Here is a 12,601-nt window from a genome sequence, read left to right as displayed (position 1 = left end):
CCGTGACCGATCTGCGCGCATCCACCGAGATCACCGGTGCCTCCGCCGCCGACCTGGCCGCGAAGATCGCCTCGGGTGAGCTGAGCTCCGTCGAAGTCACCCAGGCCCACCTGGACCGGATCGCCGAGGTCGACGGCGAGCTGGGGGCCTTCCTGCACGTCTCCGGCGAGCAGGCACTGTCCGCGGCGCGCGCCGTCGACGAGGCCCGCGCCCGCGGGGAGCAACCGGCGTCGGCCCTGGCCGGCGTGCCCTTGGCGCTCAAGGACGTCTTCACCACCACCGACGCGCCGACCACCTGCGGATCGAAGATCCTCGAGGGCTGGACCGCGCCCTACGACGCGACTGTCACCACGAAGCTGCGTGCCGCGGGCATCCCGATCCTCGGCAAGACCAACATGGACGAGTTCGCCATGGGCTCGTCCACCGAGAACTCGGCCTACGGCGTGACCCGCAACCCCTGGGCGCCCGACCGCACCCCGGGTGGATCCGGCGGCGGCAGCGCCGCGGCGTTGGCCTCCTACGAGGCGCCGCTGGCGATCGGCACCGACACGGGCGGTTCGATCCGCCAGCCCGCCTCGCTGACCGCCACCGTCGGCGTCCGGCCGACCTACGGCGCCGTGAGCCGTTACGGCCTCGTCGCCTGCGCCTCGTCGCTGGACCAGGGCGGGCCGTGCGCACGCACCGTCCTCGACACCGCGCTCCTGCACGAGGTGATCGCCGGGCACGACCCGCGCGACTCCACCTCGCTCGACGCCGCGGTGCCCGATGTGGTGGCCGCGGCCCGCGCCGGTGCCACGGGTGACCTGAAGGGCGTGAAGATCGGCCTGGTCAAGGAGTTCGGCGCCGACGGCACCGAGCCGGGCGTGCAGGCCTCCTTCGAGAAGGCGGTGCAGCAGCTGCGCGATCTGGGCGCGGAGACCGTCGAGGTCTCGCTGCCCACGCTGCAGTACTCGCTGGCGGCGTACTACCTGATCCTCCCGTCGGAGGTCTCCTCCAACCTCGCGCGGTTCGACGCCATGCGGTACGGCCTGCGCACGGGCGACGACGGCTCGCACTCCGCCGAGGAGGTCATGGCACTCACCCGCGAGGCAGGCTTCGGCGCAGAGGTCAAGCGGCGCATCATGATCGGCACCTACGCGCTGAGCTCCGGCTACTACGACGCCTACTACGGCAGCGCGCAGAAGGTGCGTACGCTGCTGGCGCAGGACTTCGCCAAGGCCTACGAGCAGGTCGACGTGATCGTCTCGCCCACCACTCCCACCACGGCGTTCAAGCTGGGGGAGAAGGTGGACGATCCGCTAGCGATGTACCTGTTCGACCTGTTCACGCTGCCGACGAACCTCGCCGGTCACTGCGGCATGTCGGTGCCCTCCGGCCTGTCCACGGACGACGGGCTCCCCGTCGGCCTGCAGATCCTGGCGCCCGCCCAGGGCGACGACCGGCTGTACCGGGTGGGCGCCGCCTACGAGGCCGCCCGCGGCCCCGTCGTCGCCTGATTCCCTGACTTAACTGCGTTAGCCCACACTGTTTCCCCAGGAAGCGGTGTGGGCTAACGCTGTTAAGTCGAAGCGGGAGGCTATGCGGCGGGGTGCAGGTGGGTGGTGATGCCCAGCATGTTCCAGGTGTTGATGGTGCCGACGGCGATCAGCAGATCGGTGCGGCGCTCTTCGCCGAGCAGGCGACCGGCCTCGTCCCACAGCTCGTCGTCGATCGCGTCGATCCCACCGGTGAGGCGCTCGGCGAAGGCGAGGCCCACGCGCTGCGTCTCGTCGAAGAACGGGCTCTCCTCCCAGGCCGCAACGCCGTAGATGGTGCGGGTGGGGACGCCGCGCTTCTCCAGGTCGGTGCTGTGCATGTCGACGCAGAAGGCGCAGCCGTTGATCTGCGAGGCGCGCAGCTTCACCAGGTCGTAGAGCACGTGGCCGAGGGACTTGCCCAGGCGCCCGTCCAGGGCGATCAGGGCCTTGTAGGTCTCGGGCGACGACGTGGCTCCGTTGGTGCGGGTCATGATGGTTCCTCTCAATAGTTGGATATTCAATGTCCAGGTTTTGGTCTGTTTTCGCGACGCGCCGGTGGATCAGGCTCCGCGGAAGTGTCTGCGCGCCGCCTCGGCCACGTGCCGCGGCGTGCTCGCCGCGAGATCGGCGATCGACGTCGCGGCCAGCTCGCGCCGCCAGCTCAGCTCGGCGCCCCGCATCGCGTGCGCGATACCGCAGGGCTTGGTGAAATCGCTCGCCGGATTCTCCGAGTTCATTCCGCGCTGGCGGATCTCGGTGCACGCGAAGGCCTCCGACGGCCCCTCGATCGCCGCCACCACGTCCATCAGGGTGATGTCGCCGGTCGAGCGTGCGAGCCGGATGCCGCCGCGCCGCCCGGGGAGCGACTCGGTGATACCCGCACGCGCCAGGGCTTGCAGCTGCTTGCCGAGGTAGGCGGGAGGCAGGTCGTAGGACTCGGCCAGGCGGGAGGCGGGAACCGGGGTGAGATCGCCCTCGTCGAGCCAGTGCAGCAGCACGCACACGTGCGCCGCCCACTCGACACCCTCGTTCATCCGCACGGCCGCCTCCTTAACCTGGACACAATGTATCCGGTTAAATTCGGGTCCGCAAGCCGGCGTCCCGCACCAGATCCGAGCCCTGGTGCTCGTCGTAGCGGTGGCCGAGCCCGGGCGGTGGTGCGGTCGCTCCGAGCAGATCGACCGTCGCCTGCAGGAACCCGACCACCGGCAGCCAGGGCGGCCGAGGCGTCGCGCGTCCCGGAGTCGTGGCGGCGCGGTCGGGCGGCGCGACCAGCAGTCGCGGCGACCAGATCCCCACCGGATCGGAGGCGTTCAACAGGGCCGGGCCGGTCACCGGAACATCAGCGGGGGTGCCCGATTGGAGGGTGTTCACCGGTGGCCGTCCGAACGCGATCGCGCGTCGCTGCGCCGCCACCACTCCGACGGTGCCCAGGCTCTGCCCGTAGAGGTACACCCGCGCCGACGGTGCCCGGCGGTGCAGCACCTCGATCAGGGCCACGGTGCTCTCGGCGGCCGCATCGCGGTGGAACAGGAAGGACTGCCAGCTCGGCTGCTCCGTGTACTGCGTCACCACGATCGCGCTGTCGCCGCCCAACTCCGACTCGACGCCGCGCACGAAATGCGGGTCCACCCAGCCCGATCCGGTGGGCACCGCGATCACCACCGCGCGCCGGTCCAGGCCGCCCGCGGTGAGCAGCCGGTCGACGGCGATCTCGGCGCGCACCGCGGGCGACGAACCGTCGGAGAGCGCCGAATACACCCGCAGCCCCGGTGTGGGGGAGTCGATCCCGAGGAAGCGGGCCTGATAGGACTGCTGCGCGGCGGCATCGGCCGTGGTCACCGGCAGCGCCAGAGCCGACGCCGCCACCACTACCGCCAGCGCCGCCGCGCGCGCCCCCACGCGAAGAGTCCGCACCACGGCGACGACATACGGAGCGCCGATCGTCGCGATCGCCAGCACCGCGAACTCCGCCGGCGACACCGCGGCCACATCCGCCGCGTCCCGCACGGCGCCCTGCCACAGCAACCACACCGCCAGCGCCACCGCCGTGACCTGACCCGTCACCCGGCACACCGCGCCCGACGGTGCCCCGCCTCCCGCGAAACGCTGGGCCGCCAGCGCGCCGAGAAGGGCCCCGAACAGACCGAAGACGGCGATCACCGCCAGCTGCATCGGTACCGAGCGCGGGAGCAGGTTGGGGTACAGCGCCAGAACGACGCCGGCGGTGTAGCCGACGAGCGGGCCCGCGGCCGGGCGCGCCGCGATCACAGCCGGCCCCCGGCGCTGATCCAGCTGGCCGCGAGCTCCGTACCCGACTCGGCCCGAGGCGGACCGTCGTGCTGGCGCCAGGTGTTCGCGCGCACCGCGAGCATCGCGATCGTGGCCACCTGGCCGCATTCGCGCCGTTGCGCCGCGGGCCGGTGCGCGCACACGGCCCCCAATCGGTCCGCGAGGGTCTCGTCGATCCGCAGCCGCGCCCACCCGCCCAGCGGTCGCCCGGCCGAATCGGCCAGCCGCAGAACGTCGTACCCGAGGTCGTGCGCCTGGCACGGCGCGGTGAAGTCCGCGGGCAGGCGCACCAGCGAGGAGCAGTCACCGTGCGGGTTCAGCGCGTAGCCCGGGCCGGCCGCCGCGCGATAGTTCAGCCCCGCGGGGACCGCCGCGAGCTGCCGCGACGACGAGGCCGACGGATCGGTCAGAGTGCGCACCGCGGCGGCCGAAGCGGAGTCCTCGACCGGTGCGACGGTCCGGGCGGATTCGACGGTGACGGCGGGGGCCGGAGCGGCGGTGGCGGGGATCGCCATCGCCAGGGGGAGCGCGATCGCCGTGGCGGCGAGGAGGGTTCGGCGGTTCATGAGGGCGACGCTATGAACCGGTCGCGCGGCGCCGGATCGGCCGCGCGAGTGGACCGATATCACTCGAAAGTATGAGGACAGTGCGCGCGCAGCACCCCTAGCGTTCACTGCATGTCGAAGACCAGCAAGATCGAGCGGTTCGGCCGGGCGACGGTACGCGCCGGCCGCTACCTCGACCAGCAGAGCGCGCTGCACATCCAGGACCCGAACGGCACCCTGCACGACACCCCGCTGGGGGTGTACCTCTCGCGCAAGGCGAACTGGCTGTTCCTGTTCGTCGCCCTGATCATGTGGGCGGTGGCCTGGCCCACGCTCAATGAGCAGTTCACCGTTCCGGCCGCGCTGCTGCCCATCATCAGCGGGTTCTCGGTGCTGCCGCTGGCCATCGCCTGGGCGCACCCGAGGGCCGCCTGGGGCATCATCGCCGCGACCGCCGCGATCTTCCCGCTCCTGTGGTTCGACGCCAAACAGGACTGGCAGTGGAACTGGCAGGTGTCCCTGATCATCGCCATGCTCGTGTCCACCGTGCTGGTGTACCTGCGCGGCAAGCCGCTCGACGCCATCGCGGTGGCCGCCGCATCGTCGATCCTGTTCTGGGTCAACGCCCAGGAGGGCACCGGCGGCGGCTGGGTGGCCGGACTCCTGGTGACCCTCGCCGTGTGCCTGCTGCTGCGCCTCGCGCTGCAGTCCCGCACCCGCCTCGAGGAGCAGACCGAGGTCAGCGAACTCGAACGCGGCCGGCGCGCCATCCTCGAGGAGCGCACCCGCATCGCCCGCGACCTGCACGACATAGTGGCCCACCGGATGTCGCTGGTGGTGGTGCAGGCGCAGACCGCGCAGTACCGGGTGCCCGATGTCTCCGAACGCGCCCGCGCCGAATTCGACGGCATCGCCGTCTCGGCCCGCGAGGCGCTCAACGAGGTCCGCGCCCTGCTCGGCGTGCTGCGGCTCGACGACGCCTCCGCCGACCTCGCGCCCGCCCCCGGCCTCGGCGGCGTCGACGAGCTCATCGACGGCGCCCGCGCCGCGGGTGTCACCGTGGACTATCTGCCACTGTCCGATCCGACGGCGGTGGGCGAGACCACCGCGCTCGTCGCCTATCGGATCGTGCAGGAATCGATCGCCAATGCCACCCGGCACGCGCAGGGCGCGGCGATCACCGTCGCCCTCACCCTGGAGACCGGAACCCTGAACCTGCGCGTGGAGAACGGACCCCGCACCTCCGACGCCGACCTCGGCGGACCCGGACTCGGACAGGGCATCCCCGGAATGATGGAGCGCGCCCGCACCGTCGGCGGTTCGCTCGCGGCGACCCCCGTGGCCGGCGGCGGATTCGCGGTGCGTGCGTCGCTGCCCGCCCGCACTGACGCCGCGGCCTAGGCTGGAGCGGTGCCGATCACCGTCTTCATCGCCGACGATCAGGCCATGGTGCGCCAGGGCTTCGGCGCCCTGCTCGGCGCCCAGCCCGACATCTCCGTGATCGGCGATGCGCCCGACGGCAGGGCCGCCGTCGCGGAGGTCGCCCGGCTGCTGCCCGATGTGGTGCTCATGGACGTCCGCATGCCCGAGATGAACGGGTTGCAGGCCGCGGAGGAGATCCTGCGCCGCCACGACGGTGTGCGGGTGCTCATGCTCACCACCTTCGACATCGACGACTACGTTTACGAGGCGCTGCGCGTGGGTGCTTCCGGATTCATGCTCAAGGACGCCCCCGCGGAGGAACTCGTGCGCGCCGTCCGCGTGGTGCACGAGGGCCAATCGCTGCTCGCACCGTCGGTCACCCGGCGGATGATCGCCGAGGTCACCGCCGCCCGCTCCCGCCGTCGCCCGGCCCCCGCCGAGCTGAGCACCCTGACCCCGCGCGAACGGGAGGTGCTCGAGGCGGTGGCCGCCGGACGGTCCAACGCCGAGATCGCCGAGGCCCTGTTCGTCTCCGAGCAGACGGTGAAGACCCACGTCAGCAAGGTCCTGCAGAAGCTGGCGCTGCGCGATCGCGCGCAGGCCGTGGTCTACGCCTACGAGACCGGAGTCGTCACGCCCGGGTGAACGCGGGTGAACTCCTCGTGAGTTGTCATGACAGGTTGGGGTCGGCCCGGGAAGAATGGACCCCATGAGTCTGCGAATCGGAGTCCTGACCGGCGGTGGCGATTGCCCCGGCCTCAACGCGGTGATCCGCGCCGTGGTGCGCACGTGCGATTCCCGCTACGGTTCCTCGGTCGTCGGCTTCCAGGACGGATGGCGCGGCCTGCTGGAGAACCGGCGCATCCACCTCGCCAACGACGACCGCAACGATCGCCTGCTCACCAAGGGCGGCACCATGCTCGGCACCGCCCGCACCCATCCGGACGTCCTGCGCAACGGGCTCGACAAGATCACGGAGACCCTCGACGACAACGGGATCGACGTGCTGATACCGATCGGCGGCGAGGGCACGCTCACCGCCGCGTCCTGGCTCGCCGACGAGGGGGTGCCGGTGGTCGGCGTCCCCAAGACCATCGACAACGACATCGACTGCACGGATGTCACTTTCGGCTTCGACACCGCGCTGACCATCGCCACCGACGCGATCGACCGGCTGCACTCCACCGCCGAATCCCACCAGCGCGTGATGCTGGTGGAGGTGATGGGCCGGCACGCCGGCTGGATCGCCCTGAACTCGGGCCTGGCCTCCGGTGCGCACATGATCCTGATCCCCGAGGTGCCCTTCGACGTCGAAGAGCTCTGCGCGATGATCAAGCGCCGGTTCCAGCGCGGCCACTCCAGCTTCATCGTGGTGGTCGCCGAGGGTGCCAAGCCCGCCGAGGGAACCATGGAACTGCGGGTGGGCGGGCTCGACGAGTTCGGCCACGAGCGGTTCACCGGCGTCGCGCACCAACTGGGCGTGGAGATCGAGAAGCGGATCAACAAGGAGGTCCGCACCACGGTGCTCGGCCACGTGCAGCGCGGCGGCACCCCCACCCCGCACGACCGGGTGCTGGCCACCCGCTACGGCGTGAACGCCGCCGACGCCGCACACGCGGGCAAGGTGGGCAACATGGTCTCGCTGCGCGGCACCACCGTCGGGCTGGTGCCCCTCGCGGACGCGGTTCAACAGCTCAAGCGCGTGCCCCGCGAACGCTACGACGATGCCGCGGAGTTCTTCGGCTGACCCCGCCGGATCGGCACTGGCCGTCCAGAAGCGACCGTTAAGCGCCCGGCCGCACGCTGATCGGCATGAACCAGAATCCTCCCTCGAACCCGGGCTTCCCGGGAGCGGACCCGTACAACCCCAACGAATCGACCCAGCTGCGTCCCACCTGGCAGTCGGGCGAGACCCCGCAGTACGCGCTGCAGCCGCCGTACGGCGCCCCGGCACAGATGCCGCCGCAGTACCCGATGCCGGGACCCGCCGCACCCAAGGCACCGCGCCCGCGCTGGCTCCTGCCCAGCCTCCTCGGTGGCGGCGCCGTGCTGCTGGTGATCATCCTCATCGCGGGTGTGGCGATCGTGCGGAGCGCCAGCGGCTCGTCCGATTCGCCCGGCGATACGGTCAAGGCCTACTTCGCGGCGCTGCAGGCCGGGGACGCGAAGAAGGCGTTGAGCTACGGCAAGGAGGCGCCCGCCACCACCGATCTGCTCACCGACGAGGTGCTCCGCAAGCAGACCGCGCTGGCCCCGATCAAGGACGTCACCATTGTCAGCTCGTCGGCCGACACCTTCGGCAAGGTGCACCTCACCGTGACCATCGGCGAGGTCGCCTACGACGAGGAACTCATGATGGAGAAGGCCGGCAGCGATTGGAAGCTCAAGACCGCCGCCGTGAAGATCGAGCCCTCCGTCTCCTCCGACGCCGATAAGAAGGCCCTCACCATCCTCGGCAAGCCGTTGCCCGCGTCCGGCGTCGCCTACGTCTTCCCGGGCGCGCTCGACCTCGGCACGTCGAACAAGAACCTGCAGGCGCAGTCGTCGAAGTACAGCATCGACGGCGGCACCGGGCAGGCCTCGGTCAAGGGACTCTCGGCGTTCTCCATCGGCGGCTCCGTGCGGATCGCGTTCGGGCTCAGCGAGGCCGGCAAGAACTCCGCCCGGCAGCAGATCGCCGCCACGTACGCCGGGTGCGCCGCCTCGAAGGACGGGATGCCGGCGGGCTGCCCGCAGTCCGACTTCTTCGGCGCCGACGGCTCCTACACCTGGACCGCCCCGAACGCCGACGGGATCGACCTCAGCGACGAGGTCAGCAACGGCACGATGACCTTCCGCGACAACCGGCCCTGGGCGTACACCGCCACCTCCCGCGACGGTCGCCCGCTGACCGGCACCGACACGGCCTTCACCACCGGCACCATCACGGTGACCCCGGACGCGGTGGCCGTCTCCGTGCGATGACCGGCGGACGATTAGGCTGAAGGGCATGAGTGCCCAGCTTTCCGAGATCGACCTTCCCGAGTACGCGGACGTGGTGGACCGCTACGAGCCCGTGATGGGCATGGAGGTCCACGTCGAGCTCGGCACCGCCACCAAGATGTTCTGCGGTTGCCGCACCGAGTTCGGTGCCGAGCCCAACACGCAGGTGTGCCCCACGTGCCTCGGGATGCCGGGCGCGCTGCCCGTGGTCAACGAGGAGGCGGTGCGCTCGGCGATTCGCATCGGCCTGGCCCTGAACTGCTCGATCCGGCCCTCGTCGCTGTTCGCCCGGAAGAACTACTTCTATCCGGACCAGCCGAAGAACTACCAGATCAGCCAGTACGACGACCCGATCGCGCACGACGGCTACGTGGACGTCCCGCTCGAGGACGGCACCGTCTGGCGGGTCGAGGTCGAGCGCGCCCACATGGAGGAGGACACCGGTAAGTCGACGCACATCGGCTCGGCCACCGGCCGCATCCACGGCGCCTCGCACTCCCTGCTCGACTTCAACCGCGCCGGCGTCCCGCTGGTCGAGATCGTCACCAAACCCATCGAGGGCGCGGGGGAGCGGGCACCCGAGATCGCGCGTGCCTACGTCACCGCGCTGCGCGACCTGCTGGCCGGGCTCGACGTCTCCGACGTCCGCATGGATCAGGGCTCGATGCGCTGCGACGCCAATGTCTCGCTGAAGCCGAAGGGCACCACCGAGTTCGGCACCCGCACCGAGACCAAGAACGTCAACTCGCTCAAGTCGGTCGAGGTCGCCGTGCGGTACGAGATGCGCCGCCAGGCCGCGGTGCTCGACGCCGGCGGCGAGGTCACCCTCGAGACCCGCCACTTCCAGGAGGGCGACGGCACCACCACTCCCGGCCGCCCCAAGGAGAGCGCCGAGGACTACCGCTACTTCCCGGACCCGGATCTCGCGCCCGTGGCGCCTGCCGCCGAGCTGGTCGAGGAGCTGCGCGGCACCATCGGCGAACTGCCCTGGCTGCGCCGTGCCCGGATCCAGGCCGACTGGAACCTGTCCGACGAGGTGATGCGCGACCTGGTGAACCTGGGCGCGATCGACAAGATCATCGCCACCGTCGACGCGGGCGCCACCCCCGATGCGGCGCGCTCGTGGTGGGGCAGCTTCCTGCCGCAGCAGGCCAATACGCGTGAGGTCGAGCTCGAGGCGCTGGCCATCTCGCCCGCCCAGGTGGCCCGCGTGATCGCCCTCGTCGAGGAGGGCAAGCTCACCAGCAAGCTGGCGCAGCAGGTGATCGTGGGCGTGCTCGACGGTGAGGGCGAGCCCGACGAGGTGGTCGCCGCCCGTGGCCTCGAGGTGGTCCGCGACGACGGTGCGCTGCAGAAGGCCGTCGACGAGGCGCTCGCCGCCAACCCCGACATCGTGGACAAGATCAAGTCCGGCAAGGTGGCTGCCGCCGGCAAGATCGTGGGCGATGTCATGAAGGCCACCCGCGGCCAGGCCGATGCGGCCCGAGTCCGCGAGCTGGTGCTCGCCGCCTGCGAGTAGCCCGTCAGTCCTCGCCGCCGGTGGCATCGCCACCGGGGAGCGGGAGCAGCACGATCCGGTCGTCCGTCGGCGCGACCGGTCCGGTGACCTTGTTGGTCGTGAGCCCCTGCGGCAGTCCCTTCGGTCCCGTCGCGAGGCGGCCGAAGACCCCGTAGCGCTTGCGGTCGAGCATCGGGATCGGTTCGCGATCCGCGGCGGTGGCGCCCTTCGGCAGCAGCACCAGTTCGACCTTCCCGGCCCGGCTCTCACTGACCACCACGCCACCGTCGACCGCGGCGCAGCCCTCCAGGCCCGGCCGGTCGGGCCAGGACCAGGCCACCGTGGCGGGGGAGCCCGGCGTCACCACGCGCAACCGGTCCTGCGTGACGCCCTGGTCGGCCACGAAGACCGGGCCGCCCTCCGGATTCCGGCACAGCGATGCGCGGACCCCGCCGTCGGTGGCGAGCACCTTGGGCGGCACCGGCGTGCCCGGGGTCGGCGAGGGGAGCAGGAGCACCTTGCCGGCCAGCGACTGCGGGTCGCGCGCGGCGTTCGGATCGCCCGCGTTGCCGGTGGCCACCACCAGATCGCGGCCCACGAACAGGAGAGAACCGGCATTGCCGATGGGGCCCTTGGGGATCCCGGCCAGGATCACCTTCGGCTCGTCGCCCGGCGTCACCCGCACCACCCGGTTATCGGTGGGCGTGCTGACGTACGCGAACATCAGGCGGTCCTCGGCGTAGGTGGGCGAGAGGACGAGCGAGGTGAGCCCGCCATCGCCCGCGGTGTCCACGCCGATCCGCAGGACCTCGCGGTTGGGCATGTCGGTGGTCGTGTACTGGACCGCCCCGCCCCGCTCGGCGACGTACCCGTTCTCCAGCTCGTCCGTGGGGATCACCGCGGTGGGATCGGTGAGGCAGGTGGCCAGCACCAGCGGGTCCTGATCGATGCACGGGCCGGGCGGCTTCGGTGGCCGGCTCGTGGGGAGCGCCTGCGGTGTGGTCGTCTGGGCGCCGCCGGTGGGCAGGCCGGTGAACGGCGCCGACTCGCTCCCGCTGAAATCGGCGCACGCCGAGACCAGCAGCACCGCGGCGACCGACGCGGCCAGCGTGGCGCGCGCCGCCCGGGACCCCTCACTCATGCCGCCACCCTACCGATCGGGGGTGAGCGCGGTTCGCTCCCGGCTCGGACGGCCCGCGCACTCTACGCTGGGTGACGTGAGCGACAAGGACGGAACCGAGAAAGAGTCGACCGACGCCCCGCAGGCCCCGTTGGACACCTCGTCCACCGGCGATCTGCCGCGGTTCGGTGAGCGACACCCGACCGGTGGGTTCGTGCTCGACCCCCACGACGATTCGGATACCGGCATCGGCCCGGTGCTGCCGCGGTACCGCGACGAGCCGACGGCCGCCGGGGACGACAGCGCGCCGCCGACTGCGGCCGCCGCCGTGACCCCACCCGCCGCCGTGACCCCGCCCGCCGGGGACACCCCCGCGGTGCCGGACACGAGCGACCTCGCCGCGGCCATCGCGGCGGCGAACGCCGCCACCGAGGCCATCTCCACCAGCGGCACGACGCCGGCCGACGGCGCCGCGCTGTCCAGTGAGGAGCGCGACGAGTTCGGCAAGCGGTACAACCGCCGCGCCGGCCGCGAGCGCGCGGCGCAGGCGCGAGCCGAGGCCGAGGGCGTCCCGGTCGAGGCCGCCGCCACCGATGTCATCGAGCCGCCGCGCGGCCGCCGCTTCGGCAAGCCCGTGGGCGACGAGAGCGAGGAGCTGCGGGCGGCCAAGCAGGCCGCCAAGCGCGGCACCACCGACCTCGGCCTGCTCGTGCTGCGGGTGGCCGTCGGCGTGATCCTCGCGGCGCACGGCGCGCAGAAGCTGTTCGGCATCTGGGGCGGCCCGGACATCGACGGCTTCGCGAAGTACCTGCAGAACAGCCCCGACCCGTCGCTCGGCTTCGAACGGTTCACCAAGGTGATCGCCGTCGCCACCGGCGTGGTCGAACTGGGTGGCGGCGCCATGCTGGTGCTCGGCCTGCTCACGCCGATCGCCGCCGCCGGCGCCGTGGGCGTCATGCTCTCGGCCACGCTGTTCAAGCTCACCACCCTGGGACAGGGCATCGTCTTCTTCGCCCCGAAGGGCGTGGAGTACGAGCTGCTGCTCATGTTCGCCTCGGTCGCGATCCTGCTCACCGGGCCGGGCAAGCTCTCGCTCGACTTCAACCGCGGCTGGGCGCGCCGCCCCTACATCGGGTCGGTGGTGTGGCTGATCATCGCGATCGCCGCGGCCGTCACGGTGTGGATCCTGCTCAACGGCGCCAACCCACTGGTCAAGCGCTGACCC

General features: G+C 71.5%; 12 protein-coding genes. 7 read left to right on the top strand and 5 right to left on the bottom strand.

All coding sequences use genetic code 11. The features are described from left to right. The first annotated feature begins 2 nt into the window (after window positions 1-2). On the top strand, window positions 3-1,496 hold the full coding sequence (gene gatA / locus TTY48_RS02765; protein WP_255585473.1) for an Asp-tRNA(Asn)/Glu-tRNA(Gln) amidotransferase subunit GatA: 1,494 nt from the start codon (window positions 3-5) through the stop codon (window positions 1,494-1,496). A gap of 80 nt (window positions 1,497-1,576) precedes the next feature. Here gatA and TTY48_RS02760 read toward each other — a convergent pair whose 3' ends face one another. The 4 genes from TTY48_RS02760 to TTY48_RS02745 form a co-directional block, all read right to left on the bottom strand. Then, window positions 1,577-2,008 (bottom strand): carboxymuconolactone decarboxylase family protein, encoded by a 432-nt coding sequence (locus TTY48_RS02760; RefSeq protein ID WP_220656053.1) that lies wholly within the window; start codon window positions 2,006-2,008, stop codon window positions 1,577-1,579. Window positions 2,009-2,077: 69 nt separating this feature from the next. After that, on the bottom strand, window positions 2,078-2,551 hold the full coding sequence (locus TTY48_RS02755; protein WP_255585713.1) for an Rrf2 family transcriptional regulator: 474 nt from the start codon (window positions 2,549-2,551) through the stop codon (window positions 2,078-2,080). Between the two features lie 40 nt (window positions 2,552-2,591). Next, window positions 2,592-3,788: an alpha/beta-hydrolase family protein gene (locus TTY48_RS02750; protein WP_220656051.1), complete on the bottom strand. Its 1,197-nt coding sequence runs from the start codon at window positions 3,786-3,788 to the stop codon at window positions 2,592-2,594. After that, entirely contained in the window at window positions 3,785-4,375 is a 591-nt protein-coding gene (locus TTY48_RS02745; RefSeq protein WP_220656050.1) for a phospholipase, read from the bottom strand. The genes TTY48_RS02750 and TTY48_RS02745 overlap by 4 nt, the downstream gene beginning before the upstream one ends. A gap of 111 nt (window positions 4,376-4,486) precedes the next feature. On the opposite strand from TTY48_RS02745, the gene TTY48_RS02740 reads away from it, so the two are divergent. The 5 genes from TTY48_RS02740 (at window position 4,487) to gatB (ending at window position 10,277) form a co-directional block, all read left to right on the top strand. Continuing rightward, window positions 4,487-5,755, top strand: coding sequence for a sensor histidine kinase (locus TTY48_RS02740; RefSeq protein WP_220656049.1), 1,269 nt, complete (start codon window positions 4,487-4,489; stop codon window positions 5,753-5,755). A gap of 9 nt (window positions 5,756-5,764) precedes the next feature. Further along, on the top strand, window positions 5,765-6,421 hold the full coding sequence (locus TTY48_RS02735; protein ID WP_220656048.1) for a response regulator transcription factor: 657 nt from the start codon (window positions 5,765-5,767) through the stop codon (window positions 6,419-6,421). A 70-nt stretch (window positions 6,422-6,491) separates the two neighbouring features. Then, complete coding sequence (locus TTY48_RS02730; RefSeq protein ID WP_220658419.1) at window positions 6,492-7,523, top strand: ATP-dependent 6-phosphofructokinase; 1,032 nt, start codon at window positions 6,492-6,494, stop codon at window positions 7,521-7,523. 65 nt (window positions 7,524-7,588) lie between these two features. Further along, a complete protein-coding gene (locus tag TTY48_RS02725) occupies window positions 7,589-8,740 on the top strand; it encodes a hypothetical protein (RefSeq protein ID WP_220656047.1) in 1,152 nt (383 codons plus the stop codon). Between the two features lie 25 nt (window positions 8,741-8,765). Then, a complete protein-coding gene (gene gatB / locus TTY48_RS02720) occupies window positions 8,766-10,277 on the top strand; it encodes an Asp-tRNA(Asn)/Glu-tRNA(Gln) amidotransferase subunit GatB (RefSeq protein WP_220656046.1) in 1,512 nt (503 codons plus the stop codon). 4 nt (window positions 10,278-10,281) lie between these two features. On the opposite strand, the gene TTY48_RS02715 is transcribed toward gatB, so the two are convergent. After that, the gene (locus TTY48_RS02715) at window positions 10,282-11,397 is read right to left on the bottom strand and encodes a PQQ-dependent sugar dehydrogenase (protein ID WP_220656045.1); all 1,116 of its coding nucleotides are present in this window, start codon (window positions 11,395-11,397) and stop codon (window positions 10,282-10,284) included. Between the two features lie 76 nt (window positions 11,398-11,473). Here TTY48_RS02715 and TTY48_RS02710 point away from each other — a divergent pair, with 76 nt between their 5' ends. Then, window positions 11,474-12,598 (top strand): DoxX family protein, encoded by a 1,125-nt coding sequence (locus tag TTY48_RS02710; protein WP_220656044.1) that lies wholly within the window; start codon window positions 11,474-11,476, stop codon window positions 12,596-12,598. The last annotated feature ends 3 nt before the right edge of the window (window positions 12,599-12,601 follow it).

Origin of the sequence: Tsukamurella sp. TY48 (assembly GCF_019656655.1) — a bacterium.
GTDB lineage: Bacteria > Actinomycetota > Actinomycetes > Mycobacteriales > Mycobacteriaceae > Tsukamurella > Tsukamurella strandjordii.
The sequence above is the reverse complement of the archived record's forward strand: the minus strand, read 5'-3'. Positions and strand labels throughout refer to the sequence as shown.